Here is a 25,108-nt window from a genome sequence, read left to right as displayed (position 1 = left end):
AGGAGCGATGTCCGCCGCCGTACACTGGCCGGGGGATTCCTGGCACTCGGACACGGCGAGTGCCAAAGACCGGAGCGACCGGACCGACAGCTGGAGGTGTGCGCCCATGCTCAGCGAACGCAGACTCGAGGTGCTGCGCGCCATCGTCCAGGACTACGTCGGGACGGAGGAGCCGGTGGGCTCGAAGGCGCTCACCGAGCGGCACAACCTCGGCGTCTCCCCGGCCACCGTCCGCAACGACATGGCCGCGCTGGAGGAGGAGGGCTTCATCGCCCAGCCGCACACCAGCGCCGGACGCATCCCGACCGACAAGGGCTACCGGCTGTTCGTCGACAAGCTGGCGGCCGTCAAGCCGCTGTCGACGCCCGAGCGGCGCGCGATCCAGAACTTCCTCGACGGCGCGGTCGACCTCGACGACGTCGTGGCCCGTACGGTCCGGCTGCTCGCGCAGCTGACCCGGCAGGTCGCGATCGTGCAGTACCCGTCCCTGACCCGCTCGACGGTCCGGCACGTGGAGCTGCTGTCGCTGTCGCCGGCCCGCCTCATGCTGGTGCTGATCACGGACACCGGCCGGGTCGAGCAGCGGATGATCGACTGCCCCGCGCCGTTCGGCGAGACCTCCCTCGCCGACCTGCGGGCCCGGCTGAACAGCCGGGTCGCCGGCAAGCGCTTCGCGGACGTCCCGCGTCTGGTGCAGGACCTCGCGGAGTCGTTCGAGGCGGAGGACCGCGGTACGGTCGCGGCGGTGCTCGCGACGCTCCTGGAAACCCTGGCGGAGGAGCACGAGGAACGGATGATGATCGGCGGCACCGCCAATCTCACCCGCTTCGGGCACGACTTCCCCCTCACGATCAGGCCGGTGCTGGAGGCGCTGGAGGAGCAGGTCGTGCTCCTGAAGCTGCTCGGCGAGGCCAACGACTCGGGCATGACCGTGCGCATCGGGCACGAGAACGCCCATGAGGGCCTCACGTCCACATCCGTGGTCACGGTCGGCTACGGTTCGGGCGGCGAGGCCGTCGCAAAACTCGGCGTGGTCGGACCGACCCGCATGGACTACCCCGGAACGATGGGAGCGGTACGCGCAGTGGCACGTTACGTCGGACAGATCCTGGCGGAGTCGTAAGTGGCCACGGACTATTACGCCGTACTGGGCGTACGCCGCGACGCATCGCAGGACGAGATCAAGAAGGCGTTCCGGCGCCTGGCGCGCGAGCTTCACCCGGATGTGAATCCGGACCCGAAGACGCAGGAGCGCTTCAAGGAGATCAACGCCGCCTACGAGGTGCTCTCCGACCCGCAGAAGAAGCAGGTCTACGACCTCGGCGGCGACCCGCTGTCCTCCTCGGGCGGCGGGGGCGGTGCGGGCGGGTTCGGCGCCGGCGGCTTCGGCAACTTCTCCGACATCATGGACGCCTTCTTCGGCACGGCCTCGCAGCGCGGACCGCGCTCGCGGACCCGCCGCGGCCAGGACGCCATGATCCGGCTGGAGATCGAGCTGAACGAGGCCGCGTTCGGCACGACCAAGGACATCCAGGTCGACACGGCCGTCGTCTGCACGACCTGCTCCGGCGAGGGCGCCGCGCCGGGCACCTCCGCGCAGACCTGTGACATGTGCCGCGGCCGCGGTGAGGTCTCGCAGGTCACCCGGTCCTTCCTCGGCCAGGTCATGACCTCCCGGCCCTGCCCGCAGTGCCAGGGCTTCGGCACGGTCGTCCCGACGCCCTGCCCCGAGTGCGCGGGCGACGGCCGGGTGCGGTCGCGCCGGACGCTGACGGTCAAGATCCCGGCGGGCGTCGACAACGGCACCCGCATCCAGCTCGCCGGCGAGGGCGAGGTCGGCCCCGGCGGCGGTCCGGCGGGCGACCTGTACGTGGAGATCCACGAGCTGCCGCACCCGGTGTTCCAGCGCCGCGGCGACGACCTGCACTGCACGGTCACCATCCCGATGACGGCGGGCGCGCTCGGCACGAAGGTGCCGCTGGACACCCTGGACGGCCGCGAGGAGGTCGACATCCGCCCGGGCACGCAGTCCGGCCAGTCGATCCCGCTGCACGGCCGCGGTGTCACGCATCTGCGCGGCGGCGGCCGGGGCGACCTGATCGTCCACGTCGAGGTCCAGACCCCGACGAAGCTGGACCCGGAGCAGGAGCGCCTGCTCCGCGAACTGGCCAAGCTGCGCGGCGAGGAACGGCCCACGGGCCAGTTCCAGCCCGGCCAGCAGGGCCTGTTCTCGCGGCTGAAGGACGCCTTCAACGGGCGGTAGGGGTTTCAGCGCTCGTACGTGACGGAGGGGGCGCCGCCTTGTGCGGCGCCTTCTGCGTGTCATGACACGATGGCCGCATGTCCTCCGCGCTGAACGAACTCTGCCGATACCCCGTCGTGCAGGCCCCCATGGCGGGCGGCGGCTCGTGCCCGCAGTTGGCGGCGGCCGTGAGCGAGGCCGGAGGGCTGGGGTTCCTGGCGGCGGGCTACAAGACCGCCGGGAGCATGTACGAGGAGATCAAGCGGCTGCGCGGGCTCACCGGGCAGCCGTTCGGGGTCAACCTGTTCATGCCGCAGACCGGGCAGACCGCCGACGCGGCCGCCCTGGAGGTGTACCGGCACCAGCTCGCCGGTGAGGCGGACTGGTACGACACTCCCCTCGGCGACGCCGACCAGGGCCGCGACGACGGGTACGACGCCAAGCTGGCGATCCTCCTCGACGACCCCGTCCCGGTCGTCTCGTTCACCTTCGGCTGCCCCACCCGCGACACCCTCGACGCGCTCGCGCGCGCCGGCACGTACACGATCGTCACCGTCACCTCCGCCGACGAGGCCCGGCACGCGCAGTGGGCCGGGGCGGACGCCGTCTGCGTGCAGGGCGTGGAGGCCGGCGGGCACCAGGGGACGCACAAGGACGACCCCGACGCGGACGGCGCCGGCCTCGGGCTGCTCGCCCTGGTCACCCAGGTGCGGGAGAACGTCCGGCTGCCGATCGTCGCCGCCGGCGGGATGATGCGCGGCGCCCAGATCGCGGCCGTGCTCGCCGCCGGCGCGGACGCGGCGCAGCTGGGCACCGCGTTCCTGGTGTGCCCGGAGTCCGGCGCGCACCCGCTGCACAAGCGGGCCCTGACCGACCCGCTGTTCGCCCGCACCGAGCTGACCCGGGCCTTCTCCGGGCGCCCCGCCCGCGGCCTGGTCAACCGGTTCATGCGCGAGCACGGCCCGTACGCCCCCGCCGCCTACCCCGAGGTCCACCACCTCACCGCGCCGCTGCGCAAGGCCGCGGCGACCGCCGGAGACCCGCAGGGCATGGCCCTGTGGGCCGGCCAGGGCCACCGCCTCGCCCGCGAACTGCCCGCCGGGCAGCTCGTCGAGGTGCTGGCCGCCGAGATCGACACCGCACTGACCGCGCTGGCCCACAGGAGCGCCTCATGACCGCACCCGTCTTCGTCGTCGACGCCGTCCCGGACGGCGGCACCTTCCTCCTCGACGGGCCCGAGGGCCGGCACGCGGTCTCCGTGAAGCGGCTGCGGGCGGGCGAGGCGCTCGTCCTGACCGACGGGCACGGCGCCTCCGCGGAGTGCACCGTCCTCGCCGCCGAGGGCAAGGACCGGCTGACCGTCAGCGTCGACGCCCGGCACCAGGACCGGGAGCCCGCGCCCCGGATCACCGTCGTCCAGGCCCTGCCCAAGGGCGACCGGGGCGAACTCGCCGTCGAGCTCATGACGGAGACCGGCGTGGACGCGATCGTGCCCTGGGCGGCGTCCCGGTGCATCACCCAGTGGAAGGGCGACCGCGGGCTGAAGGCCCTCGGCAAGTGGCGGGCCACCGCCCGGGAGGCCGGCAAGCAGTCGCGCCGGACGCGTTTCCCCGAGGTCGCGGAACTCATGACGACCAAGCAGGTCGCCGCGCTGCTCGCCGGCGCCGACTTCGCGGCCGTGCTGCACGAGGACCGGGAGCACGCGAGCGCCACGCTCGCCACCGCCGCGGTCCCCGCCGAGGGCGAGGTCGTGCTGGTCGTCGGCCCGGAAGGGGGCGTCTCGCCGGAGGAGTTGGCGGCGTTCGAGGAGGCGGGGGCGAAGCCGTACCGCCTCGGCCCGAGCGTGCTGCGCACCTCCACGGCCGGAACCGCCGCCGCGGCCCTCGTCCTGGGCCGTACCGGCCGCTGGTCCTGACGGGCGGACGGACCCTCCGCACGCCACCGGCCCGATGAGGGGGACGTCACCGGGCCCGATGAGGCGGATGTCACCGGTCCGACCCGCTGGACGGCGTACCCCGTTCGCTCCTTAGGGTGGCGGCATGTCCGACGAGTCATCCGAGTCCCCTCTGCTCCGCAGCCTGCGCGCGGCCGTGGCGGCCTCGCCCGCCGACGTGCCCCTGCGGCTGCACTTCGCCGAACTCCTGCTGGCCGAAGGGCGGAACGACGAGGCCGTCACGGAGGCCGCCGTCGCGCTCCAGCACGCGCCGGGCGACCCGGAGGCGCGAGCCCTGATGGCCCGCGCGATGGGGATCCCCCCGGCCGCGCCGCAAGCGCCCCGGAGCCCCGCGGCGCCGCACGCCCCTGCAGCCACCAACGTCCCCCAGGCCCCACAGTCCCCCGCCGCCCCTCAGCCCCCCGAGGCCCCGCATACCCCCGAGCCTCCGCACACCCCCGAGGCCCCGCACGTTCCCGCCGAGCCGCCCGCCTTCGACTGGGCCGCCGCCGAGCAGCAGGTCGGGGACCTCGTCGGCCCCCGCTTCGCGGACGAGCCGCTCGCCGCCGACGGCGCGGGCAACGACCCCGGCGACGTGTCCGCCTGGGACGTCGACGCGCCCGGCACCGTACGCCTCGCCGACGTCGGCGGCATGCAGGACGTCAAGGAGCGCCTGGAGGCCGCGTTCCTCGCGCCGATGCGCAACCCCGAACTGCGCAAGCTGTACGGCAAGTCGCTGCGCGGCGGCCTGCTCCTGTACGGCCCGCCCGGCTGCGGCAAGACCTTCATCGCCCGCGCCGTCGCCGGCGAACTCGGCGCCAACTTCCTGTCCGTTTCCCTCTCGGACATCCTCGACATGTGGATCGGCACCTCCGAGAAGAACGTCCACGACATTTTCCGGACCGCCCGCCGCAAGGCCCCCTGCGTGGTCTTCCTCGACGAGCTGGACGCCCTGGGCGCGAAGCGCTCCCGCACCCACCACGGCGGTCTGCGCAACGTCGTCAACCAGCTGCTCACCGAGCTCGACGGCATCGACAGCGGCGGCAACGAGGGCGTGTTCGTGCTCGCCGCGACCAACGTGCCCTGGGACGTGGACCTCGCGCTGCGCCGGCCCGGCCGGCTCGACCGCACGCTGCTCGTGCTGCCGCCGGACGCCGCCGCCCGCGAGGCGATCCTCCGCTACCACCTGCGCGACCGGCCCATCGAGTCGGTCGACCTCGGCAAGATCGTCAAGGTCACCGAGGAGTACTCCGGCGCCGACCTGGCGCACCTGTGCGAGACGGCCGCCGAGGCGGCCCTCCTCGACTCCGCCCGCACCGGCCGGGTCCGCATGATCGGCACCAAGGACCTGCTGGAGGCGGCCCGGCAGATCCGGCCGTCCACCGACCCCTGGTTCTCCTCGGCGCGCAACGTCGCCATGTTCGCCAACGACGGCGGCATGTACGACGACCTCCTCGCCTACCTGAAGAAGAAGCGCAAGCTGTGACCGCCCTGCTGCGCGCCGACGCGCTGTACGACGCCGGCCGCTACGAGGCGGCCGCCGCCCTCGCCGCCCAGCACCTGGCGGGCGACCCGGGCGACGCGAACGCCCTCGTGCTCCTGGCCCGCTGCCGGCACCGCCTCGGCCAGGACGGCGAGGCGCTGGCCACCGTGGACGAGGCGCTGCGGGCCGACCCGCACTCCCTGACGGCGCTGCTGGTCCGCACCGACGTCCTGCTGGCCCTCCAGGCGTACGCGGACGCCGAGCTGACCGCCCGGCGGGCCGTCGAACTCGCCCCGCAGCACTGGGGCAGCCACTACGCGCTCGGCGCGGCCCTCGACCGTGCCGTGGACGCCGCCGCGCGCCGCCCCGTCGACTGGTCGGGCACCGCGCACCGCAAGGCGGAGGCGTACGAGGCGGCGCGCCGCGCCGTCGCGCTCGCGCCCGAGGAGGACGCGGCGCACTTCCTCGTCGGGATCACCGCGCAGCGGCTCGGCGACCACGCCACCGCCCAGCGGGCGTACGAGACGGCGCTGCGGCTCAACCCGGAGAGCAGCGAGGCGCACAACAACCTCTCGCTCATCCATATGCGGCGGCGATGGTTCAAACGCGGCGCCTGGACCAAGGCGGCGGTGGGCTTCGTGGAGTCCGCGGCGCTGGACCGGGACGACAAGGAGGCCCGCTACAACCTGGAGGCCATGGCGTGGGGGACCGCGGCCGGGGCCCGCTGGGTGGCCCTGCTCGGCTACCTCGCCGCGAACATCGGCTCCGCGCCGCTGCGCACCGGCGGCTCGGGAACCGGGGCGGTGGTCGCGCTGATGGTCGGCGCGGCGGTGGTCGTCGGGGCCTGGGGCGGCTGGGCGCTGTGGATGCTGCGCCGGGTGCCGCCGCGGGTGCGCCGGCCGCTGCTGCTGGTCGCACGGAGCTGCCGGCCGGTCCTGGCCATGGCCACGGCCGTGGGGCTGCTGGGACTGCAGTCGGTGCTGGCGCTGGTGCTGTGGTGGACGCCCGCCTCGTTCGTCGCGGCGCTGGGCGTGCCGCTGTTCTGGGGCGTGGTGATCACGTACTGGGTCAGCCGGGCGGCGCTGCGGCGCCGGGAACCGGGGCGGACGTAGGCGGCCCCGGGGACGGGCCCCGGGGACGGGCCCCGAGGACGGGCCCCGGGGACGGGCCCCGGGGACGGGGCCCGGGGACCTGCCCGGTCCGCCGGGGCGGGAACTGTCGGTAGCGGCCGATAGCATGCCGTTGTACTGATCACTGGAATCGCTATCGCTGATCGTCACCGATCGAGGAGGCCGGGTCCATGGCCGGAGAGCCGCAGAGCGACTGCCTGTTCTGCAAGATCGTCGGCGGGGAGGTGCCCGCGACGATCGTGCGGGAGACCGAGACCACCGTCGCGTTCCGGGACATCAACCCCCAGGCGCCGACGCACGTCCTGGTCATCCCGCGTCTGCACTACCCCGACGCCGCCTCGCTGGCCGCCGCCGAGCCGCAGGTCGCGGCGGACGTGCTGCGCGAGGCGCACGAGGTTGCCCAGCTCGACAAGGTCGACGAGCCCGGTTACCGCATCGTGTTCAACACCGGCAGCGGCGCGGGTCAGACCGTGTGGCACGCCCACGCGCACGTGCTGGGCGGCCGCGGCCTGAACTGGCCGCCCGGATAGCCCCTACCCGCCCGAGGTTCTCTTGTCCGTACGCGAACTCGTCGTTCTCGGCACCGCCAGCCAGGTGCCGACCCGGCACCGCAACCACAACGGCTACCTGCTCCGCTGGGACGGCGAGGGCATCCTCTTCGACCCCGGCGAGGGCACCCAGCGGCAGATGCTGCGGGCGGGCGTCGCCGCGCACGACATCGACCGGATCTGCGTCACGCACTTCCACGGGGACCACTCGCTGGGGCTGGCCGGGGTGATCCAGCGGATCAACCTCGACCAGGTGCCGCATCCGGTCACCGCGCACTACCCGGCGAGCGGGCAGCGCTTCTTCGAGCGGCTGCGGTACGCGACGGCGTACCGCGAGACCGTGAAGCTGAAGGAGGCGCCCGTCGCCGAGGACGGGGTGCTCGCGCTGACGCCCGCGTACACGCTGGAGGCGCGGCGGCTGTCGCACCCCGTCGAGTCCTTCGGGTACCGGCTCGTCGAGCCCGACGGGCGGCGCATGCTGCCGGAGAAGCTCGCCGCGCACGGCGTCAAGGGCCCCGACGTGGGCCGGCTCCAGCGCGAGGGCGTGCTCGGCGGGATCACCCTGGACGACGTGAGCGAGGTACGGCGCGGGCAGCGGTTCGCGTTCGTCATGGACACCCGCCTGTGCGAGGGCGTGTACGCGCTGGCGGAGGGCTGCGACCAGCTGGTGATCGAGTCCACGTTCCTCGACGAGGACGCGGTCCTCGCGGAGGACCACGGCCACCTGACCGCCGGTCAGGCGGCCTGCGTGGCGCGGGAGGGCGGCGTACGGCACCTCGTGCTCACCCACTTCTCGCAGCGGTACTCCGACCCGGGGGAGTTCGAACGGCAGGCGCGCGCGGCCGGGTTCGAGGGGGAGCTGACGGTCGCGCAGGACCTGGCGCGCGTACCGCTGCCGAAGCGATAGACCCCGCGGCCCGACCGCCGAGCCCGGACCCCGACTCCCGAATCCCGCCACCAGAACCGAGAAGCGATGAACGACCGAAGCCGGACCAGCCAGGCACCCGCCCCGATCCCCGTCCCCAAGGCCGAACTGCACCTCCACATCGAGGGCACGCTCGAACCCGAGCTGGCCTTCGCGCTCGCCGAGCGCAACGGCGTCGAACTGCCCTACCGGGACACGGAGGAGCTGCGCGCCGCCTACCGCTTCGGCGACCTGCAGTCGTTCCTCGACCTGTACTACCGCCTGATGGCCGTGCTGCGCACCGCCGAGGACTTCACGGAACTCGCCGACGCGTACCTCGCGCGGGCCGCCGCGCAGGGCGTCCGGCACGCCGAGATCTTCTTCGACCCGCAGGCCCACCTCGCGCGGGGCGTGTCCATGGGCACGGTCGTGGAGGGCCTGGCCGCGGCGCTCGACCGCGGCGAGGAGCGGCACGGCGTCTCCACACGGCTCATCATGTGCTTCCTGCGGGACGAGTCGGCGGAGTCGGCGCTGCGGACGCTGGAGGAGGCGAAGCCGTACCTGCACCGGATCACCGGCGTCGGGCTCGACTCGGCGGAGGTCGGCAACCCGCCGGCGAAGTTCCGCGAGGTGTACGAGGCGGCCGCCGCCCTCGGACTGCGCCGGGTCGCCCACGCGGGCGAGGAGGGCCCCGCGGAGTACGTGCGCGAGGCGCTGGACGTGCTCGGGGTGGAGCGTGTCGACCACGGCCTGCGGTCCATGGAGGACCCGGAGCTGGTGGAGCGGCTGGTGCGGGAGCGGGTGCCGCTGACGCTGTGCCCGCTGTCGAACGTGCGGCTGCGGGCGGTGGACACGCTGGCGGACCACCCGCTGCCGGCCATGCTGGCCGCCGGGCTGATGGTGACGGTCAACTCGGACGACCCGGCGTACTTCGGCGGCTACGCGGGCGACAACTTCGACGCGGTGCGCGCCGAGCTGGGCCTCGGCGCCGAACAGCTGCGGCTGCTGGCGCGGAACTCGTTCGAGGCGTCGTTCCTGGAGGACGACGAGGAGCGGCGCGCGCGGTACCTCGCGGAGGTCGAGGCGCACGACTTCGGGTAGCCCTGCGCCCCGGGTGCTCGGGTGGCCCTGCGCCCCGGGGCTCGGGTGGCCCCGGGCCCCCGGGCGGCCTCAGGGCTGTGTGCCCGGCCGGGCCAGGGCGTAGGCGTGCCGGGCCTCGTGGGACTCGGGCCGGGGCAGGGCGAACGCGGTGACCCGGGGCCGGGACGCCCGCCGGGCGACGACCGTCAGTGGGACCGCCGTGGCCAGGAGCAGGGCGCCCAGGACGGCGCCCATCACCGGATAGCCCGCGGCCCCGGAGAGGGCGGTGCCGGCCGCCGGGCCGCAGGCGACGCCCAGGGACGAGGCCGCGCCGGCCAGGATCGTCCAGCGGCCGCGCGGGTCCAGGGCGGCCGCGAGGGCGATCACGTACGACAGCACCACCGGGTACATCGCGTTCCAGGCGATCTCGCCCGCCGCGAAGGTCACCGGCTCCCGCGCGCCCGCGCTCAGTGCCACGCAGCCCGCGATGACCGCCGTCCCCACGCCGATCGGTACGGCCCTGCCGAGCCGCCCGCCCAGGGCGCCCGCCGCCGCCACGCCGACCAGCCCCGCGCCCAGCGCCGCCGCGAACACCGCGCCGACCGCCACCTCGCTCAGGCCCGCCTGCACCGTGCCGATCCGCCCGCTGACGCCCCACAGGGCGTTCTGCGCCAGCGACCACAGCAGCAGGGCCGTGGCCAGTGCCGTGCCCGCGCCCCGGCGCGGCAGCCCGGCTGTGCCGGCGGCCGGCCGCCCGCCCCGTACGGCCTCGAGGCGGCGCGTCCCCGGCCACGCGAGCACCGCCACGGCCGCGAGCGCCGCGAACGGCAGGCCGTGGCCGGTGCCGAGCCGCGGCAGCGTCAGGTACAGCGCGCCCGCGGTGGCCGACACCGACAGCAGGCCGAGCGTCGAGGCGCGGTGCGGGTCGCGGTGGGCCGCGATGCCCGCCGCGGCCACGGCGGTCGCCGTGCCCGAGCCGATGCCGCCGAGGACCGCGCCCGCGAGGACGACGGGGACGGCCGCCGTCGCCGCGGCGGTGCCGTAGCCGCAGACCATCGCCAGCAGCCCCGCCCCGGCCGTGCGGCGCGGGCCGATCCGGTCCACCCGGCCGGCCAGCGCGAAGCCCGCGCAGGCCGAGGCGAGGAGCAGCGCCGACCCGGTCAGACCGGCCTGCGTCTGCGTGAGGCCGAGGCCCGTCGCGAGGCGTCCGACGACGGTGGGCAGGAGGTACGGGGCGGCGTAGCCGGCCGTGAAAAGGGCCACGAGAGGCCACATGGGCGGTCCTGGGAACAAGGGGCGAGAGGGGTGGAGCGCCCGGTGTTCCACGGGATCGCGGCCCCATCTGTATCAAGCCCCCGAGCGGCCGGTGAAGACGTTCCGGCCCTCCCGTTCGTGTGGTGTGCGTCACCATGGGTTTGGGGGTGGCCGTCCGGGGTAGCAGCGGCAGCCCTTCGTGCCGCGTCGCCGCTCGCCCGGTGCCCCCTTTCAGGCACACTGGCCTGATCCGCACCACCACCGGGAGCCTGACGTGAGCACCAGGGGAGCAGAGACCGAACGCGCCGCCGGAGTCGACCCGTTGGGAGCCCTGCGCGGCCCCTCGGACCCGCCCTGCGACGTCTTCCTGACCGGCATGGTCTTCCTGGACATCATCTTCACCGGGCTCGACAGCGCCCCCGTCCGCGGCACCGAGTCCTGGGCCCGCGGCATGGGCTCCAGCCCCGGCGGGGTCGCCAACATGGCGACCGCGCTCGCCCGGCTCGGGCTGCGCACCTCGCTCGCCGCCGCCTTCGGCGACGACCACTACGGCGAGTACTGCTGGGACGCCCTGGAACAGGGCGAGGGGATCGATCTGTCGCTGTCCCGGACGGTTCCCGGGTGGCACTCGCCCGTCACCGTGTCCATGGCCTACGAGGGCGAGCGGACCATGGTCTCGCACGGCCACGACGCCCCGCCCCTCGACGGGGCCGCCGCGCCCCCGTACCCGCCGCACGCCCGCGCCGCGGTGGCCTCCCTCGCGCCCGGCCGCAGCGAGGAGTGGATCGCCCGCGCCCACCGCTCCGGCGCCCTGATCTTCGCCGACGTCGGCTGGGACGAGACCGGCCGCTGGGACCTCGCCGCGCTGCCCGATCTGGCGCACTGCGAGGCCTTCCTGCCGAACGCCGAGGAGGCGATGCGCTACACCCGCACCGACTGCCCGCGCGCCGCGGCCCGCGCGCTGGCCGAGAAGGTCCGGTACGCGGTCGTCACGCTGGGCGCGGAGGGCGCGTACGCGGTGGACGGCGGGACCGGCGAGACCGCCGAGGTGCCGGCGATCCAGGTGTCCGCGCTCGACCCGACCGGCGCGGGAGACGTCTTCGTCGCCGGGTTCGTCGCCGGGACCCTGGCGGACTGGCCGCTCGCGGACCGGCTCGCCTTCGCCGGGCTGACCGCCGCCCTGTCGGTGCAGGAGTTCGGCGGCTCCCTGTCCGCACCCGGCTGGGGCGAGGTCGCGGCCTGGTGGCACACCGCCCGGGAGCACGCCTGCCAGGACCCGGCGGCGCTGCGCGACCGGTACGCCTTCCTGGAGCCGCTGCTGCCCGCCGAGGCCCGCCCCTGGCCGCGGCGCCGGGCCGTCCCCACCATCGGCTTCCGGCCCGCCCCGGCCTGAGGCCGGAAAGCCGCCCCGGCCCGAGGCCCCGAGGCCCGTGGGCCCGGGCCCTCCGGGAAATCGCTTCGGCCTTGTCAGTGACAAGTCGTAGGCTTGGTGTCCGAGAGGTTGTCGAGCAGCGAGAACCCTGCAACGGGAGGTATGTGCAGGCCACAGTGCCGGCCCATGACTCAGACATCCACAGCCCACGAGGGAGCGCCGGGGCAGGCGCAGGCCCGGTTCACCGTGCCCGCCAAGCACCCGATGGTGACCGTTCTCGGCTCCGGCGACGCCCTGCTCCGCGTGATCGAGAAGGCGTTCCCGGCCGCCGACATCCATGTCCGGGGCAATGAGGTCACCGCGACCGGCGCGGCGGCGGAAGTCGCCCTGATCCAGCGCCTGTTCGACGAGATGATGCTGGTGCTCCGCACCGGTCAGCCGATGACGGAGGACGCAGTGGAACGCTCGATCGCCATGCTCAAGGCGAGCGAGACCGGTGGCGGCGAGAGCGAGACGCCCGCCGAGGTGCTCACCCAGGACATCCTCTCCAGCCGCGGGCGCACCATCCGGCCCAAGACCCTGAACCAGAAGCGCTACGTCGACGCCATCGACAAGCACACGATCGTGTTCGGCATCGGCCCCGCCGGTACCGGCAAGACGTACCTGGCCATGGCCAAGGCGGTCCAGGCCCTGCAGTCCAAGCAGGTCACCCGGATCATCCTGACCCGGCCGGCGGTCGAGGCGGGCGAGCGGCTGGGCTTCCTGCCCGGCACGCTCTACGAGAAGATCGACCCGTACCTGCGGCCGCTGTACGACGCGCTGCACGACATGCTCGACCCCGACTCGATCCCCAAGCTGATGGCGAACGGGACGATCGAGGTCGCGCCGCTGGCGTACATGCGCGGCCGGACGCTCAACGACGCGTTCATCATCCTCGACGAGGCGCAGAACACGAACCCCGAGCAGATGAAGATGTTCCTCACCCGCCTCGGCTTCGACTCGAAGATCGTCATCACCGGTGACATCACCCAGGTCGACCTGCCGGGCGGCACGAAGAGCGGTCTGCGGCAGGTCCGGGACATCCTCGACGGCGTCCAGGACGTGCACTTCTCGATGCTCACGTCGCAGGATGTCGTCCGGCACAAGCTCGTCGGCCGTATCGTCGACGCGTACGAGAAGTACGACAGCCGGAACGGCTCCGACGGGAAGTAGTCACAGCGCAACATGTCGATCGACGTCAACAACGAGTCCGGAACCGAGGTCGACGAGCAGGCGATCCTCGACATCGCCCGCTACGCGCTGGCGCGGATGCGCATCCACCCGCTCTCCGAGCTCTCGGTGATCGTGGTGGACGCCGAGGCGATGGAGCAGCTCCACATCCAGTGGATGGACCTGCCCGGTCCGACGGACGTCATGTCCTTCCCGATGGACGAGCTGCGCCCGCCGGCCAAGGACGACGAGGAGCCCCCGCAGGGGCTCCTCGGCGACATCGTGCTCTGCCCCGAGGTCGCCAAGAAGCAGGGCGAGGACGCCCCGACGCGGCACTCCATGGACGAGGAGCTCCAGCTGCTCACCGTCCACGGGGTGCTGCACCTGCTCGGCTACGACCACGAGGAGCCCGACGAGAAGGCCGAGATGTTCGGCCTGCAGGCGGCCATCGTCGACGGCTGGCGCGCGGAGCAGGGCCTGACCGGCCCCTCGCCGGCGCCGACCGTCTCCTGACCCCGGCCCCGGGCATCCGATGGACGCTTCACTGATCTTCGGCGCGGTCGCCCTGGTCGTGGTGGCCTGGCTGGCGGCCTGCGCCGAGGCCGGTCTCGCCCGCGTCTCCAGCTTCCGCGCCGCCGAGGCCGTACGGTCCGGGCGGCGCGGTGCGGACAAGCTGGTCCAGGTCGCCTCCGACCCGACCCGCTACCTCAACATGGCGCTGCTCGTCCGCGTCGCCTGCGAGATGGCGGCCGGGGTCCTCGTCACGTACGCCTGCCTGGAGGCCTTCGAGGAGACCTGGCAGGCGCTGCTCGTCGCGATCGCCGTGATGGTGCTCGTCTCGTACGTCGCCGTCGGCGTCTCGCCGCGCACCATCGGCCGCCAGCACCCGCTGAACACGGCGACGGCGGCCGCGTACGTGCTGCTGCCGCTGGCCCGGGTGATGGGCCCGATCCCGCAGCTGCTGATCCTCATCGGCAACGCGCTCACCCCCGGCAAGGGCTTCCGCAAGGGCCCCTTCGCCTCCGAGGCCGAACTGCGGGCCATGGTCGACCTGGCCGAGCAGGAGCAGCTGATCGAGGACGAGGAGCGCCGCATGGTGCACTCGGTCTTCGAGCTCGGCGACACGCTGGTGCGCGAGGTGATGGTGCCGCGCACGGACCTGGTATGCATCGAGCGGTACAAGACCATCCGGCAGGCGCTGACCCTGGCGCTGCGCTCCGGCTTCTCGCGCATCCCGGTCACCGGGGAGAACGAGGACGACATCGTCGGCATCGTGTACCTGAAGGACCTGGTCCGCAAGACGCACATCAACCGCGAGGCCGAGGCGGACCTCGTCTCGACGGCGATGCGCTCGGCGGCCTTCGTGCCGGACACGAAGAACGCCGGCGACCTGCTGCGCGAGATGCAGCAGCAGCGCACGCACGTGGCCGTGGTGATCGACGAGTACGGCGGCACGGCGGGCATCGTCACCATCGAGGACATCCTCGAGGAGATCGTCGGCGAGATCACCGACGAGTACGACCGCGAGCTGCCGCCGGTCCAGGAGCTCGGCGACGACCGCTACCGGGTCACCGCCCGGCTCGACATCGGCGACCTCGGCGAGCTGTACGGCTTCGGCGCGGACGAGTACGACGACGAGGACGTCGAGACGGTCGGCGGCCTGCTCGCCAAGGCGCTCGGCCGGGTCCCGATCGCGGGCGCCTCTGCGGGCGTCGAGCTGCCCGACGGGCGCTCGCTGCGGCTGACCGCCGAATCGCCGGCCGGTCGCCGCAACAAGATCGTCACGGTGCTGGTGGAGCCGGTCGCGGCGCCGGAGGGGGAGACGGGATGACGCCGGAGCGGCTGCGGGCCTTCTGCCTGGACTTCGACGCGGCGACGGAGGAGTTCCCGTTCGGCCCGGAGGTCTCCGTCTTCAAGGTGCGGGGCAAGATGTTCGCCCTCAGCTGGCTGGACGCGAAGCCGCTGCGGGTCAATCTCAAGTGCGACCCCGACGACGCGGTACGGCTGCGCGAGGAGTACCCGGCGGTCGCGCCCGGCTACCACATGAACAAGCGGCACTGGAACACGGTGACCGTCGGCGAGCTGCCGGAACGGATGGTCCGGGAGCTGATCGAGGACTCGTACGACCTCGTCGTGGCGGGCCTGCCCCGGGCGGAGCGGCTCAAGCTCGACCGCCCGTAGCGCCTGCGGTCCGGAACCGGCCTCCGCCTATGCTCGGATCATGACACTCAACCGCGAGCACGGCGATCTCGGCGCCGAGGACCTCAAGATCATCACGCTGGCGCGCAGCGCCCGCGCCCGCAACGGGGTGCCGGAGGGCGCGGCGGTCCGCGACGAGACCGGCCGTACGTACGTCGCCGGCACCGTCGCCCTGGAGTCGCTCAAGCTGAGCGCGCTGCAGACCGCGGTCGCCATGGCCGTGGCCAGCGGCGCGCAGTCGCTCGAGGCCGCGGCCGTCGTCTCGGACGCCGAGGCCGCCTCGGACGAGGACCGCGCCGCCGTGCGCGACCTGGGCGGCCCCGGGACCCCGGTGCTGCTGGCCGGCCCGGACGGCGTGCTGCGGGCCGCGGTCACCGCGGGCTGACCCGTCGACTCGAACGGGGCCCGGCGGAATGCCGGGCCCCGCTTTCATGCCCTCCGACCTGCGGAAACATCGATCTTGCTGTCCGATCTTGACAGTATCTGATGGGTCATCAGTCGGTGGATTTCGATTCCATTGACTTCTCCCGCGGCCCGTCCGTCAATGGCGCCCTCTCATCCCCACCAGGAGGGCACCCATGGCACTGCTCCGGACCAGGACCCGAAGACGGCGGTGGACCGCCGCCCTCGGCGTCACCGCTCTCGTGCTCGCCGGCGGCGGCACCCTCGCCGCGCCCGCCGGCGCGGCGGCGCTCGCCTCGGCGCCCGTCGACTTCCCGACGCACTGCGTGCCGCCGCCGATCGCCGGCATCCCGCCCATCGACGGCACCACCACCGCCGAGATCACCGTCGACAACCCGACGCCCAAGGTCGGCGACACCGTCACCGTCACCTACAAGGTGACCAAGCCCGCCGCGTCCAACCCCGTCGACCTGGCCCTGCCCGCCGACATCATGACCCCGACCGGCAAGGTCGTCCTCGGCGGCGCCCAGTCCGGCGCGGTCACGGTCGCCGGGCCCAAGAAGAACGACCCGGTCCCCGGCAAGGGCGCCTTCCCGCCGTTCTCCATGACCGGCACGTTCACGGTCACCCAGCCCGGCTCGATCACCCTGTCGCCCGGCGACTACAACATCCACACCAGCTACCTGATGGAGCTGGACACCCCCTGCACGGTCACGAACCCGCCCGCGCCGGTCTCCGAGACCATCGTCGCGAGCGCCGATCCCGGGGCCAACGAGCGCTCGCTGCAGCTCGGCACCGCCTCCGGCGCGCCCGGCGCCCGCGTCACGGTCACCGGCGCCAGGTTCACCCCGCTCGCCGAGGTGACCGTCGTCGGCCGGGCCGGGGCCGCCGAGACCGCCGACCGGATGACGGTCACCACGGACGCCGAGGGCGGTTTCACCGCCCGCCTCGCCGTGAACGACAGGGCGACCAGCGGGATCGTGGCGTACGAGGGCGCGGCCTGGGACCCCGAGAAGGGCGCCGGACCCGTCACGTACACCGTGATCGACGACACCCCGCCGCCGCCGAACAGCCAGAAGATCCACGCGGCGGTCACCGCCGGCGAGCTGTCCATGACCCAGGCCGGCGACACCGTCGAGCTGTCCGCGGTGGACTTCGGCCGGGGCGGCGCGGCCACCGGCGACCTGAGGACCGTCACCGTCAAGGACTTCCGCGGCGGCCCCGCGGGCTGGTCCCTGACCGGCAAGGTCACCGACTTCACCGGACCGGGCGGCGCCATCGGCGCCGGCAGGCTGAGCTGGACCCCGGCCTGCACCACCAAGGCCGGCAGCCCCAGCACCTGCGTCCCCGGCTCGACCGGACCGGTGGGCAGCGGCGGCGCGACCCTCGCCTCCACGCCGAACGCGACGGTCACCGGCGGCGAGTTCACCGTCGACGCCGGACTCTCCCTGGACGTCCCGGCCTTCACGGCCCCCGGCGCGTACACCGGCCTGCTCACCCTGACCCTCACCTGACCGCCGGCGGGCCGGGCGCGCACCCGGTCGGCCCGCCCCGACCCCGGGAGTCCCGCACCGTGCGCACGCTGTACGCGATCCTCCTCGGCACCCTCCTCGTCCTCGTCGGCGCGCCCCCGTCGCACGCCGCGGAGAACGGCGAATGGGCCGTGTTCCCCGCCGCCTCCCGGCTCGGCAGCCGGCCGTACTTCTACCTGTCCGCCGACCCCGGCGGCACGGTGACCGACCGCGTCACCGTCAGCAACAAGACCGCCGCCCCGCTGACCTTCCGCCTCTACGGCGCCGACGCCTACAACACCGCCCGCGACGGCGGCTTCGCCGTCCGCACCCGCGACGAGAAGCAGACCGGCGCCGGGGCCTGGATCACGCTCGCCCGCGACCGCGTCACCGTCCCCGCCAGGAGCCGGGTCACCGTGCCCTTCACCCTCGCCGTCCCGGCCGGCGCCGAGCCCGGCGACCACCCCGGAGCCGTCGTCGCCCTCGACGAGCGGATCGCCTCCGGCGGCGGCTCCGTCGCGGTCGGCGTGCAGCGCGCCGTCGGCGCCCGCGTGTACCTGCGCGTCGGCGGGCCGACCGTGCCCGCCCTCGGCGTCGAGGACGTCACCGTCGACCAGGACCGGCCGCTCGTCCCCGGCACCCGCGCGAGCACCGCCCTCGTCTCGTACACCCTGCACAACCGCGGCAACGTCACTCTCCACCCGCGGGTCGCCCTGCGCGCCGAGGGCCTCTTCGGCCGGACCCTGCTCGCCCGGGACCTCGCGGGGATCCCCTCCGAGCTGCTGCCCCGGCAGAAGATCAGACTCACCGAGCGCTGGGCCGACGCGCCCCAGTTCGACCGGGGCCGGGTGACGCTCACCGCGACCGCCAAGGACGTACGGGAGTCCGCGCACGCCTCCTTCGTGGCCCTGCCCTGGGCGGCCGGCTTCGCGCTCCTCGTCCTCGGCGCGGGCGCCGCGGGAGGGCTGCTGCTGCGCCGTCGCCGGGCCGCCGCGGGGCACTGAGTACGTCCCTGTCCCCCGCATCGGGGAGAATGGCCCCCATGAGCGCTCGCACCCCAGAAACCGAAGCCGTCCACCGGGCCGGCTTCGCCTGCTTCGTCGGCCGCCCCAACGCGGGCAAGTCCACCCTCACGAACGCTCTGGTCGGCCAGAAGGTGGCGATCACCTCCAACCGGCCGCAGACCACCCGGCACACCGTGCGCGGCATCGTGCACCGCCCCGACGCCCAGCTGATCCTGGTCGACACCCCCGGCCTCCACAAGCCGCGCACCCTGCTCGGCGAGCGGCTCAACGACGTCGTGCGCACGACGTGGGCCGAGGTCGACGTCATCGGTTTCTGCCTGCCCGCGGACCAGAAGCTCGGCCCCGGCGACCGCTTCATCGCCAAGGAGCTCGCCGAGATCAAGAAGACCCCGAAGGTCGCCATCGTCACCAAGACGGACCTGGTCGACTCCAAGACCCTCGCCGAGCAGCTGATCGCGATCGACCAGCTCGGCAGGGAGCTGGGCATCGAGTGGGCGGAGATCGTGCCCGTCTCGGCGGTCGGCGACAAGCAGGTGCGGCTCGTCGCCGACCTGCTGATCCCGCTGCTGCCGGAGTCGCCGCCGCTGTACCCGGAGGGGGACCTCACCGACGAGCCCGAGCAGGTCATGGTCGCGGAGCTGATCCGCGAGGCCGCGCTGGAGGGCGTACGCGACGAGCTGCCGCACTCGATCGCGGTGGTCGTCGAGGAGATGATCCCGCGCGAGGGCCGCCCGGCGGACCGGCCGCTGCTCGACATCCACGCCAACGTCTACATCGAGCGCCCCAGCCAGAAGGGGATCATCATCGGCCCGAAGGGCAGCCGCCTGAAGGAGGTCGGGATGAAGTCCCGCAAGCACATCGAGGCGCTGCTCGGGACCCCGGTCTTCCTCGACCTGCACGTGAAGGTCGCGAAGGACTGGCAGCGGGACCCCAAGCAGCTCCGCAAGCTCGGCTTCTGACCCGGCTCCCTCAGGCGCCTTCCTTCAGGACCAGGTGGATCAGCTCCCGCTGCTCGTCCGTGAGGTGCGGGTCCTGGAGGCTCACCGAGCGGCCGTCGACGGTGATCTCGTAGGAGAAGCCGTCCGGGACCACGCGGCGCGGGTTCGCCTCGGGGTGCGGGGCGAGGGCCCGGTGGGCCAGGGCCTCGACGTGCGTGGCGTCGGGCCGGTCCGCGGTGTCGAGCTCGGCGTACCGCTCGATCCCCGCGAACCCGCCCGTGCGGCGTACCTGGATGCGCATGCGTTACTGGGTACCCACGCCCACCTGGGACCACGCCTTCACCACGGCCTCGTGCTCGTCGCCCTGGCCGTAGCGGTCGGCGGCCGCCCGCACCGTGGCCTTCGCGAAGTCCTTGAACTTCGCGTCCGGCTCCAGCACGCCGCTCGTCATCACGTCGTACCAGATCTGCCCGGCCCGCTCCCAGGCGTTGCCGCCGAGCGCGGTGGCCAGCAGGTAGAAGGCGTGGTTGGGGATGCCGGAGTTGATGTGCACCCCGCCGTTGTCCCGGCCGGTGTTCACGTAGTCGTCCATCCTCGCCGGCTGCGGGTCCTTGCCGAGGACGTCGTCGTCGTACGCGGTGCCCGGGGCCTTCATGGAGCGCAGCGCCACGCCCTGCACGTTCTCGTGCAGCAGGCCCGCGCCGATCAGCCAGTCGGCCTGGTCGGCGGTCTGGCCGAGCGCGTACTGCTTGACCAGCGAGCCGAAGACGTCGGAGACCGACTCGTTGAGCGCGCCCGGCTGGCCGTAGTACGTGAGGTTGGCGGTGTACTGGGTGAAGCCGTGGGCCAGCTCGTGGCCGATGACGTCGACCGGCAGGGTGAAGTCGAGGAAGATCTCGCCGTCCCCGTCGCCGAACACCATCTGCTGTCCGTCCCAGAACGCGTTGCCGTAGTCCCGGTCGTAGTGGACCGTCGCGACCAGCGGCAGCCCGGAGCCGTCGATCGAGTCCCGCCCGTACGCGGCGCGGAACAGCTCGAAGGTCGCGCCGAGCCCGCTGTACGCGCGGTTGACGGTGGCGTCCTGCGTGGGGTCGGCGCCCTCGCCGCGGACCAGTCGGCCCGGCAGGTCGGTGCCGTTCTCCGCGTCGTGGACGCTGCGGTTCGGGACGCCGGCCTCCGCTCCGGCGGCCGCGGACGGAGCGCCCAGGGCGGTGAGCAGACCACGGGCCTGGCGCAGCGAGGCGTCGGCGACGAGGGTGCGGCGCGCGGCCGCCGAGACCACCGGGTTCTCGGCCCGGGCGAGCCGGTCGAGCAGATGCGGCGGCACGATCGTGCAGAACACGGGGTGCACAGGGTGAAGGGAATCCATGCCGCGAGAGTGGCACTGTGTCACTCCACTGTCACTACATGCGACCAGGATTGCCGAAATGGAGTGATGAGCCACATTTCCGCCTTGACTCCGACAGCGTCCCGCATACTGAAACGGGACGTCCGCCTCCGCCGGGCCTGGGCTATGGTTCACACCATCATGCGTTTCGGGCTGCTTCTTCTTAGTTGCCGCGGCGAGGGTCTGTAGTCGTAGGCCGACCCCCTCCCCGCGGGACTTGGCGTTGCGTTGACAGTCGGCCGTCCTTCCCGCAGGACCTTCCGAGGAGCCCTACGCCATGTCCCAGTCTCCGTTCGTCAGCCGGCCGACGCCCATCACCAACGCGACGCACTTCCAGAAGCCGTCCGGGATGCCCGTGCACAAGTACGGGCAGTACGAGGCCGTCGACATCCCCGACCGCACCTGGCCGGAGAAGCGCATCACGAAGGCCCCCCGCTGGCTGTCGACCGACCTGCGCGACGGCAACCAGGCGCTGATCGACCCGATGAGCCCGGCCCGCAAGCGGGAGATGTTCGACCTGCTGGTGCGCATGGGCTACAAGGAGATCGAGGTCGGCTTCCCGTCCTCCGGCGAGACCGACTTCGCGTTCGTGCGCTCCATCATCGAAGAGGGCGCGATCCCGGACGACGTCACCATCTCCGTACTGACCCAGGCCCGCGAGGACCTGATCGAGCGGACCGTGGAGTCCCTGGTCGGCGCGAAGCGCGCCACCGTCCACCTGTACAACGCCACCGCGCCGACCTTCCGCCGGGTGGTGTTCCGCGGCTCCAAGGACGACATCAAGCAGATCGCCGTCGACGGCACCCGCCTGGTGATGGAGTACGCCGAGAAGCTGCTGGGCCCGGAGACGGTCTTCGGCTACCAGTACAGCCCGGAGATCTTCACCGACACCGAGCTGGACTTCGCGCTGGAGGTCTGCGAGGCGGTCTGCGACGTCTGGCAGCCCGGCCCGGGCCGCGAGATCATCCTGAACCTGCCGGCCACCGTGGAGCGTTCGACGCCGTCCACGCACGCGGACCGCTTCGAGTGGATGTCCCGCAACCTGACCCGCCGCGAGCACGTCTGCCTGTCGGTCCACCCGCACAACGACCGCGGCACCGCCGTCGCCGCCGCCGAGCTGGCGATCATGGCCGGCGCGGACCGCATCGAGGGCTGCCTGTTCGGCCAGGGCGAGCGCACCGGCAACGTCGACCTGGTGACCCTGGGCATGAACCTGTTCAGCCAGGGCGTCGACCCGCAGATCGACTTCTCGCAGATCGACGAGATCCGCCGGACCAGCGAGTACTGCAACCAGATGGAGGTCCACCCGCGCCACCCCTACGCGGGCGACCTGGTCTACACCGCCTTCTCCGGCTCCCACCAGGACGCCATCAAGAAGGGCTTCGACGCCATGGAGGCCGACGCGGCCGCGAAGGGCGTCACGGTCGACGACATCGAGTGGGCGGTGCCGTACCTGCCGATCGACCCGAAGGACGTGGGCCGCTCGTACGAGGCGGTCATCCGGGTCAACTCGCAGTCCGGCAAGGGCGGTATCGCGTACGTCCTGAAGAACGACCACAAGCTGGACCTGCCGCGCCGGATGCAGATCGAGTTCTCGAGGATCATCCAGGCCAAGACGGACGCCGAGGGCGGCGAGGTCACGCCGAAGGAGATCTGGACGGTCTTCCAGGACGAGTACCTGCCCAACCCGGACAACCCGTGGGGCCGGATCCAGCTGCGCTCCGGCCAGTCGACCTCGGACACCGACGGCACCGACACCCTGAAGGTGGAGGCCGTCGTGGACGGCGTCGAGACGGTGCTGACCGGTTCCGGAAACGGTCCGATCTCGGCCTTCTTCGCCGCGCTGCAGAACATCGGCGTGGACGCCCGACTGCTGGACTACCAGGAGCACACGATGAGCGAGGGCGCCTCCGCGCAGGCCGCCTCGTACATCGAGTGCGCCATCGACGGCAAGGTTCTGTGGGGCATCGGCATCGACGCCAACACCACGCGTGCCTCGCTGAAGGCCGTGGTCTCGGCGGTCAACCGCTCCGCGCGCTGACCTCCGCCTCCCCCTCGTGGGGCGCCCCGGGTCCTTCGTACGAGGGACCCGGGGCATTCCGTTTCCCTGCCGTTCTTCCCATGGCGGGTCTCGGCCATCTACGTGGCGAACTGATGACGAGGTGCTGACGTCGTATCACGGATGTGGCTAACATCACGCCCACGCAGCAATGTTGCTGAAACACGACGGAGGTGCGGCGTGCGCTCACTTCGAGGTGGTCAGGGGCGAAAAGTGCGCGTCTGCGGCATTCGTACCTCGTGGAACACGGTGGGAGACGGCGAGTTCTTCTGCCCCGAATGCGGCGGCGACCGCAACTACCGCCGCCGGACGGGCCGTCGGCGCTTCGCGGTCCTGGGCGTGCCGGTGCTGCCCCGCGGCTTCGCCGGGCCGGTCGTCGAATGCGCCGCCTGTCAGCGGCACTTCGGCACGGACGTCCTCGACCACCCGACGACCTCCCGCTTCGCCGCGATGCTGCGGGACGCGGTGCACACGGTCGCGCTCGCGGTCCTCGCGGCCGGCGGCACCTCCTCGCGCACGGCCGTGGACACGGCCGTCTCGACGGTGCGGGCGGCGGGCTTCGACGGCTGTACGGGCGTCCAGCTGACCGACCTCGTGGAGGCGCTGGCCGCGGACACCGGGCGGTTCCTGCCGGTCGAGTCGGGGCCCTGCGGGGCCGCACTCGCCATCGAACTGCACGAGGCCCTGGAGCCGCTCTCTCCGCATCTGGCTCCGGCCGGGCGGGAGTCGATCCTGCTGCAGGGTGCGCGGATCGCGCTCGCGGACGGTCCGTACACCCCGTCCGAGCGGGACGTGCTGACCACGGTCGGCGGCGCGCTGTCGCTGGACGCGGACGACGTGGCCCGGCTGATGGCGGAGGCCCGGACGCCGCTGTAGGCGGACGGCCCGGGAACGCGGACGGGCCGGGGCGGCCGTGTCTCCACGGCGGCCCCGGCCCGTCCGGTGCGTGCTACTGCTGCGGCGTGACCGCGTTGCTGGCGCGGAGCATGTCCTCGCGCTCCACGATCTTCACGCGCTCGCGGCCCTCCGGCTCGCCCAGCGCCTTCTCGGCGGCGTCCAGCGCGTACCAGCCCTCCCACGTGGTGTACGTGAGGCCCTTGCCGGCCAGGAACGCGGGGACCGCGTCCTCCTCCGGCGAGGCGGGCGCGAGCAGCCGGCCGTGGGCGTGGTCGTCCAGCAGGTTGGCCACGGTCTCGTTGGCGTCGCCCTTGGTGTGGCCGATCAGGCCGACCGGGCCGCGGCGGATCCAGCCCGTGACGTACGTGGACGCCATGTGCTCGCCGTTCTCCAGCATGACCCGGCCGCCCTCGTCCGGGACGGTGCCGCTGGCGGTGTCCCAGGGGAGCTTGGGCAGCTCGTCGGAGAGGTAGCCGACGGCGCGGTACACGGCCTGGACGTCCCAGTCCGTGGTCCGGCCGGTGCCCTTGACGTTGCCGGTGCCGTCGAGCTCGGTGCGCTCGGTGCGCAGGCCGACGACCTTGCCGTCCTCGCCGAGGATCTCCACCGGGGACTCGAAGAAGTGCAGGAACAGCTTGTGCGGGCGGTCGCCGGTGTCGCGGATCGCCCAGTTCTCCAGGGTCTTGGCGACCATGTCGGTCTGCTTGTTCTTGCGCCGCTCGGCGATCGAGCCCTCGTCGTAGTCGATGTCCTCGGGGTTGACGATGACCTCGATGTTGGGGGAGTGGTCGAGCTCGCGCAGCTCCATCGGCGAGAACTTCGCCTGCGCCGGGCCGCGGCGGCCGAACACGTGGATCTCGACGGCCTTGTTGGCCTTCAGGCCCTCGTAGACGTTCGGCGGGATCTCCGTCGGGAGCAGCTCGTCCGCGGTCTTGGCGAGGATCCGGGAGATGTCCAGGGCCACGTTGCCGACGCCGAGGACGGCGACCTTCTCGGCCTCCAGCGGCCAGGTGCGCGGCACGTCCGGGTGGCCGTCGTACCAGGACGCGAAGTCGGCCGCGCCGTACGAGCCGTCGAGCTCCACGCCCGGGATCCGCAGCTCGCGGTCGAACATCGCGCCGGTGGAGAAGATCACGGCGTCGTAGAACGTGCGCAGGTCGTCGAGCTGCAGGTCCTTGCCGTAGTCGACGTTGCCGAAGAGCCGCACCTGCGGCTTGTCGAGCACCTGGTGCAGGGCGGTGATGATGCCCTTGATGCGCGGGTGGTCGGGGGCGACGCCGTACCGGATCAGACCGAAGGGGGCCGGCATCCGCTCGAAGATGTCGATCGACACGCCCGGCTCGGTGGCGGCCTCGGACTTCAGCAGCGCATCGGCGGCGTAGATTCCGGCGGGGCCGGCGCCGACGATCGCGACCCGGAGGGGGCGGGGCATGTCAGGTTCCCTTCGCAAAACGACGTGTCGGAGAGATCACCGACACTTAGGTCACCCTAATTACTCCATGCGGCGGAGTGCTACCCGCCCCCGGTCTATGACC

Annotated in this window: 24 protein-coding genes; 20 read left to right on the top strand and 4 right to left on the bottom strand. The window is 72.9% G+C overall.

Annotated features, from left to right (window positions below):
• The first annotated feature begins 106 nt into the window (after positions 1-106).
• The 9 genes from hrcA (at position 107) to ACNJ93_RS09805 (ending at position 9,341) form a co-directional block, all read left to right on the top strand.
• On the top strand, positions 107-1,123 hold the full coding sequence (gene hrcA / locus ACNJ93_RS09845; RefSeq protein WP_418956992.1) for a heat-inducible transcriptional repressor HrcA: 1,017 nt from the start codon (positions 107-109) through the stop codon (positions 1,121-1,123).
• Positions 1,124-2,263, top strand: a complete 1,140-nt coding sequence (dnaJ, locus tag ACNJ93_RS09840) for a molecular chaperone DnaJ (protein ID WP_418956991.1) — start codon at positions 1,124-1,126, stop codon at positions 2,261-2,263. It begins immediately after the preceding gene.
• 77 nt (positions 2,264-2,340) lie between these two features.
• Positions 2,341-3,417: a nitronate monooxygenase gene (locus ACNJ93_RS09835; protein WP_418956990.1), complete on the top strand. Its 1,077-nt coding sequence runs from the start codon at positions 2,341-2,343 to the stop codon at positions 3,415-3,417.
• Entirely contained in the window at positions 3,414-4,157 is a 744-nt protein-coding gene (locus ACNJ93_RS09830; protein ID WP_418956989.1) for a 16S rRNA (uracil(1498)-N(3))-methyltransferase, read from the top strand. Before ACNJ93_RS09835 ends, ACNJ93_RS09830 begins: the two co-directional genes overlap by 4 nt.
• A 124-nt stretch (positions 4,158-4,281) precedes the next feature.
• Complete coding sequence (locus tag ACNJ93_RS09825) at positions 4,282-5,661, top strand: AAA family ATPase (RefSeq protein WP_418956988.1); 1,380 nt, start codon at positions 4,282-4,284, stop codon at positions 5,659-5,661.
• Positions 5,658-6,770 carry a tetratricopeptide repeat protein gene (locus ACNJ93_RS09820; RefSeq protein ID WP_418956987.1) on the top strand — a complete coding sequence of 371 codons (1,113 nt, stop codon included), beginning with the start codon at positions 5,658-5,660 and terminating at the stop codon, positions 6,768-6,770. The genes ACNJ93_RS09825 and ACNJ93_RS09820 overlap by 4 nt, the downstream gene beginning before the upstream one ends.
• A gap of 188 nt (positions 6,771-6,958) precedes the next feature.
• Positions 6,959-7,318 carry a histidine triad nucleotide-binding protein gene (locus ACNJ93_RS09815; RefSeq protein WP_418956986.1) on the top strand — a complete coding sequence of 120 codons (360 nt, stop codon included), beginning with the start codon at positions 6,959-6,961 and terminating at the stop codon, positions 7,316-7,318.
• Between the two features lie 22 nt (positions 7,319-7,340).
• Positions 7,341-8,243, top strand: a complete 903-nt coding sequence (locus ACNJ93_RS09810; protein WP_418956985.1) for a ribonuclease Z — start codon at positions 7,341-7,343, stop codon at positions 8,241-8,243.
• A 105-nt stretch (positions 8,244-8,348) separates the two neighbouring features.
• Positions 8,349-9,341 (top strand): adenosine deaminase, encoded by a 993-nt coding sequence (locus ACNJ93_RS09805; RefSeq protein WP_418961357.1) that lies wholly within the window; start codon positions 8,349-8,351, stop codon positions 9,339-9,341.
• A gap of 69 nt (positions 9,342-9,410) precedes the next feature.
• On the opposite strand, the gene ACNJ93_RS09800 is transcribed toward ACNJ93_RS09805, so the two are convergent.
• A complete protein-coding gene (locus ACNJ93_RS09800) occupies positions 9,411-10,595 on the bottom strand; it encodes an MFS transporter (protein ID WP_418956984.1) in 1,185 nt (394 codons plus the stop codon).
• A gap of 253 nt (positions 10,596-10,848) precedes the next feature.
• On the opposite strand from ACNJ93_RS09800, the gene ACNJ93_RS09795 reads away from it, so the two are divergent.
• The 9 genes from ACNJ93_RS09795 to era all read left to right on the top strand — a co-directional run bounded on the left by ACNJ93_RS09795 (position 10,849) and on the right by era (position 19,251).
• Positions 10,849-11,967: a carbohydrate kinase family protein gene (locus tag ACNJ93_RS09795; RefSeq protein ID WP_418956983.1), complete on the top strand. Its 1,119-nt coding sequence runs from the start codon at positions 10,849-10,851 to the stop codon at positions 11,965-11,967.
• Positions 11,968-12,132: 165 nt separating this feature from the next.
• A complete protein-coding gene (locus ACNJ93_RS09790) occupies positions 12,133-13,158 on the top strand; it encodes a PhoH family protein (protein ID WP_418956982.1) in 1,026 nt (341 codons plus the stop codon).
• Positions 13,159-13,170: 12 nt separating this feature from the next.
• Positions 13,171-13,668, top strand: coding sequence for an rRNA maturation RNase YbeY (gene ybeY / locus ACNJ93_RS09785; RefSeq protein ID WP_418956981.1), 498 nt, complete (start codon positions 13,171-13,173; stop codon positions 13,666-13,668).
• Between the two features lie 19 nt (positions 13,669-13,687).
• Complete coding sequence (locus tag ACNJ93_RS09780) at positions 13,688-14,986, top strand: hemolysin family protein (protein ID WP_418956980.1); 1,299 nt, start codon at positions 13,688-13,690, stop codon at positions 14,984-14,986.
• The gene (locus ACNJ93_RS09775; protein ID WP_418956979.1) at positions 14,983-15,336 is read left to right on the top strand and encodes an MmcQ/YjbR family DNA-binding protein; all 354 of its coding nucleotides are present in this window, start codon (positions 14,983-14,985) and stop codon (positions 15,334-15,336) included. The genes ACNJ93_RS09780 and ACNJ93_RS09775 overlap by 4 nt, the downstream gene beginning before the upstream one ends.
• Before the next feature lie 40 nt (positions 15,337-15,376).
• Positions 15,377-15,739 carry a cytidine deaminase gene (locus ACNJ93_RS09770; RefSeq protein WP_418956978.1) on the top strand — a complete coding sequence of 121 codons (363 nt, stop codon included), beginning with the start codon at positions 15,377-15,379 and terminating at the stop codon, positions 15,737-15,739.
• 193 nt (positions 15,740-15,932) lie between these two features.
• Positions 15,933-17,270: a beta-xylosidase gene (locus tag ACNJ93_RS09765; RefSeq protein WP_418956977.1), complete on the top strand. Its 1,338-nt coding sequence runs from the start codon at positions 15,933-15,935 to the stop codon at positions 17,268-17,270.
• A 59-nt stretch (positions 17,271-17,329) separates the two neighbouring features.
• Positions 17,330-18,271, top strand: coding sequence for a WxL protein peptidoglycan domain-containing protein (locus ACNJ93_RS09760; protein ID WP_418956976.1), 942 nt, complete (start codon positions 17,330-17,332; stop codon positions 18,269-18,271).
• Between the two features lie 38 nt (positions 18,272-18,309).
• The gene (gene era, locus ACNJ93_RS09755) at positions 18,310-19,251 is read left to right on the top strand and encodes a GTPase Era (RefSeq protein ID WP_418956975.1); all 942 of its coding nucleotides are present in this window, start codon (positions 18,310-18,312) and stop codon (positions 19,249-19,251) included.
• 10 nt (positions 19,252-19,261) lie between these two features.
• On the opposite strand, the gene ACNJ93_RS09750 is transcribed toward era, so the two are convergent.
• Complete coding sequence (locus ACNJ93_RS09750) at positions 19,262-19,531, bottom strand: protealysin inhibitor emfourin (RefSeq protein ID WP_418956974.1); 270 nt, start codon at positions 19,529-19,531, stop codon at positions 19,262-19,264.
• A 3-nt stretch (positions 19,532-19,534) separates the two neighbouring features.
• Positions 19,535-20,599 carry a M4 family metallopeptidase gene (locus tag ACNJ93_RS09745; RefSeq protein WP_418956973.1) on the bottom strand — a complete coding sequence of 355 codons (1,065 nt, stop codon included), beginning with the start codon at positions 20,597-20,599 and terminating at the stop codon, positions 19,535-19,537.
• A 295-nt stretch (positions 20,600-20,894) separates the two neighbouring features.
• Between ACNJ93_RS09745 and leuA the strand changes: the two genes are divergently transcribed.
• Together leuA and ACNJ93_RS09735 are read left to right on the top strand one after the other, a co-directional pair.
• Positions 20,895-22,658, top strand: coding sequence for a 2-isopropylmalate synthase (gene leuA / locus ACNJ93_RS09740; protein ID WP_418956972.1), 1,764 nt, complete (start codon positions 20,895-20,897; stop codon positions 22,656-22,658).
• A 198-nt stretch (positions 22,659-22,856) separates the two neighbouring features.
• The gene (locus tag ACNJ93_RS09735) at positions 22,857-23,552 is read left to right on the top strand and encodes a TerB family tellurite resistance protein (protein WP_418956971.1); all 696 of its coding nucleotides are present in this window, start codon (positions 22,857-22,859) and stop codon (positions 23,550-23,552) included.
• 73 nt (positions 23,553-23,625) lie between these two features.
• Here the strand turns inward: ACNJ93_RS09735 and ACNJ93_RS09730 are convergent, their stop codons facing one another.
• A complete protein-coding gene (locus tag ACNJ93_RS09730) occupies positions 23,626-25,005 on the bottom strand; it encodes an FAD-dependent oxidoreductase (protein WP_418956970.1) in 1,380 nt (459 codons plus the stop codon).
• Positions 25,006-25,108: the final 103 nt, after the last annotated feature.

The organism is Streptomyces tritici (assembly GCF_048500665.1).
Lineage (GTDB): Bacteria > Actinomycetota > Actinomycetes > Streptomycetales > Streptomycetaceae > Streptomyces > Streptomyces tritici.
Note: the sequence above shows the minus strand (reverse complement) of the source record. Positions and strands in the feature narration are given on the sequence as shown.

Excerpts from the sequence above, each read along its gene's own strand:
- ACNJ93_RS09780 (WP_418956980.1), top strand. The coding sequence starts at position 13,688 with ATGGACGCTTCACTGATCTTCGGCGCGGTCGCCCTGGTCGTGGTGGCC.
- ybeY (WP_418956981.1), top strand. The coding sequence starts at position 13,171 with ATGTCGATCGACGTCAACAACGAGTCCGGAACCGAGGTCGACGAGCAG.
- ACNJ93_RS09790 (WP_418956982.1), top strand. The coding sequence starts at position 12,133 with ATGACTCAGACATCCACAGCCCACGAGGGAGCGCCGGGGCAGGCGCAG.
- leuA (WP_418956972.1), top strand. The coding sequence starts at position 20,895 with ATGTCCCAGTCTCCGTTCGTCAGCCGGCCGACGCCCATCACCAACGCG.
- ACNJ93_RS09835 (WP_418956990.1), top strand. The coding sequence starts at position 2,341 with ATGTCCTCCGCGCTGAACGAACTCTGCCGATACCCCGTCGTGCAGGCC.
- ACNJ93_RS09765 (WP_418956977.1), top strand. The coding sequence starts at position 15,933 with ATGGCACTGCTCCGGACCAGGACCCGAAGACGGCGGTGGACCGCCGCC.
- ACNJ93_RS09745 (WP_418956973.1), bottom strand. The coding sequence starts at position 20,599 with ATGGATTCCCTTCACCCTGTGCACCCCGTGTTCTGCACGATCGTGCCG.
- ACNJ93_RS09775 (WP_418956979.1), top strand. The coding sequence starts at position 14,983 with ATGACGCCGGAGCGGCTGCGGGCCTTCTGCCTGGACTTCGACGCGGCG.
- ACNJ93_RS09750 (WP_418956974.1), bottom strand. The coding sequence starts at position 19,531 with ATGCGCATCCAGGTACGCCGCACGGGCGGGTTCGCGGGGATCGAGCGG.
- ACNJ93_RS09800 (WP_418956984.1), bottom strand. The coding sequence starts at position 10,595 with ATGTGGCCTCTCGTGGCCCTTTTCACGGCCGGCTACGCCGCCCCGTAC.
- ACNJ93_RS09825 (WP_418956988.1), top strand. The coding sequence starts at position 4,282 with ATGTCCGACGAGTCATCCGAGTCCCCTCTGCTCCGCAGCCTGCGCGCG.
- ACNJ93_RS09730 (WP_418956970.1), bottom strand. The coding sequence starts at position 25,005 with ATGCCCCGCCCCCTCCGGGTCGCGATCGTCGGCGCCGGCCCCGCCGGA.
- hrcA (WP_418956992.1), top strand. The coding sequence starts at position 107 with ATGCTCAGCGAACGCAGACTCGAGGTGCTGCGCGCCATCGTCCAGGAC.
- ACNJ93_RS09815 (WP_418956986.1), top strand. The coding sequence starts at position 6,959 with ATGGCCGGAGAGCCGCAGAGCGACTGCCTGTTCTGCAAGATCGTCGGC.
- era (WP_418956975.1), top strand. The coding sequence starts at position 18,310 with ATGAGCGCTCGCACCCCAGAAACCGAAGCCGTCCACCGGGCCGGCTTC.
- ACNJ93_RS09770 (WP_418956978.1), top strand. The coding sequence starts at position 15,377 with ATGACACTCAACCGCGAGCACGGCGATCTCGGCGCCGAGGACCTCAAG.
- ACNJ93_RS09830 (WP_418956989.1), top strand. The coding sequence starts at position 3,414 with ATGACCGCACCCGTCTTCGTCGTCGACGCCGTCCCGGACGGCGGCACC.